Genomic DNA, 1056 nt, shown 5'->3' with positions numbered 1-1056 from the left:
TAAGTTCCGTGATTCATTGTGAAGCATATTCATCATCTCCACATTTATCATACCACTGCTGTACAGTGCGGCGGTGACTTCACTCTATTTTCTGGGTTTGCTCTAGATCCTCATCCAGTTCTGCTTCCAGACCATTTTCCATGAACTCGGCAATGCTTTCCTTGGACAGGTTCTGGATGTCATCCATGCTGCCGATATTTACCATCTGCAAAAGTTCACGGATCTTCTCTCGACGGGCATTCTCTTCCGGGCTGCGATTCTTTCTGGCCAGACGTAATTCCTCTTGTGTGGTGCTTCTATTCTATACCTCTTAGGAGTTTTTCGCAGATTATAGGACAGTCTCGTGTTTAATGCTGGATCGTTAAATTCGCCAATTTCATAAAAAACAAGCAGGTATAGAAAAGACCGCACCGATTGCCCGATGCGGCCTCATGCCATCACGCAAAGGTGATGTGCAGCGTCTTGCCCAGACAAGACGCCATTTTTTGCAGAAACTCCAACGAAGGGTTGGTATTCCCGTTTTCAATGCGTGAGATGTTTGCTTGGTGCTCATCTTTTCAGCCAACTGTTTCTGAGTCAGTCCAGCAGCCTTCCGGCTGGCGATCGCTGCACGAATCACTTCGTACTGCGGTGCCAGGCGGTCATACTCTTCCTTTACTTCCGGGTTTTCTGCAAATACCTCCTTTTTGTAATCGCTGTACCTCATCTGCACACTTATTTTACAATCTTCTTTACTCCTATTAACTTTGGTATGAGATACGCTTTTATGAATTCCGATGCTTGAAATCATCCATTCGGTCGGTTTGACAGATATATAAAGAAATATAATTTTATTTAATCTCAACAAGAAACTCTCCTGCGGCAATCTTTAGATAAGCGGCTGCGGGAGAGTTTTTTGCATGCACTGCTTGTAAAGCCTTTTATTTCATGATATGATCATCGTATCATTTAGAGCAAACCCAGAAAATAGAGTGAAGTCACCGCCGCACTGTACAGCAGTGGTATGATAAATGTGGAGATGATGAATATGCTTCACAATGAATCACGGAACTTATT

General features: G+C 43.6%; 2 protein-coding genes. Both read right to left on the bottom strand.

Annotated elements, in window-relative coordinates:
- Nucleotides 1-79: 79 nt before the first annotated feature.
- Nucleotides 80-211: a hypothetical protein gene (locus B5F27_RS17450; protein WP_275533127.1), complete on the bottom strand. Its 132-nt coding sequence runs from the start codon at nt 209-211 to the stop codon at nt 80-82.
- A 226-nt stretch (nt 212-437) separates the two neighbouring features.
- Nucleotides 438-527: a helix-turn-helix transcriptional regulator gene (locus B5F27_RS17520; protein ID WP_343214659.1), complete on the bottom strand. Its 90-nt coding sequence runs from the start codon at nt 525-527 to the stop codon at nt 438-440.
- Nucleotides 528-1056: the final 529 nt, after the last annotated feature.

The sequence above is a fragment of the Faecalibacterium sp. An192 genome (assembly GCF_002160175.1).
Taxonomy (GTDB): Bacteria; Bacillota; Clostridia; order Oscillospirales; family Ruminococcaceae; genus Faecalibacterium.
Note: the sequence above shows the minus strand (reverse complement) of the source record. Positions and strands in the feature narration are given on the sequence as shown.